The 395-nt window shown below is 64.8% G+C and carries 1 pseudogene; it reads right to left on the bottom strand.

Annotated features, from left to right (window positions below):
• Positions 1–395 (bottom strand): annotated as a pseudogene (locus AC1DHL_RS30060) (alkaline phosphatase); the annotation flags it as partial.

The following is a 395-nucleotide window of genomic DNA, read 5'->3' as shown; positions in this document are numbered from 1 at the left end:
TGCTGGCGGCGTTCCAGCCCTTGGCGTTGTTCAGCACCATCGAGTCCTGAACGTTCTGCAGGGCGGAATAGGCGATCTTGTCCTTGATGTTGACCGTGGTGCCTTCCATCTTGGTGAAGCCCATGCTGCCGCCGGCCAGGTAGGCGTAGCGGTGGGTTTCCAGGAACGCGGCGACGTGCTCCTTGCCCGGCACGACCTTGACCCACTGGGCAATGCCGTTCGCGAAGATCTTGGTGTAGCTGGCGTCCACCGGGTCCGCCCACTTCACGTCCATGATGTCCTGCGGACGGTGCGACTTGGCCATGGCTTCCACTTCGGCGCTGGTGGCGTGGCCGAGCTTGATCCAGGTCAGCGCGGCGCCAGCGGCGGCCGGATCGACCGAGAAGCCCGAACCC

The sequence above is a fragment of the Variovorax sp. 10L426 genome, from assembly GCF_056395305.1.
This window is presented reverse-complemented; position numbering and strand designations above follow the sequence as displayed.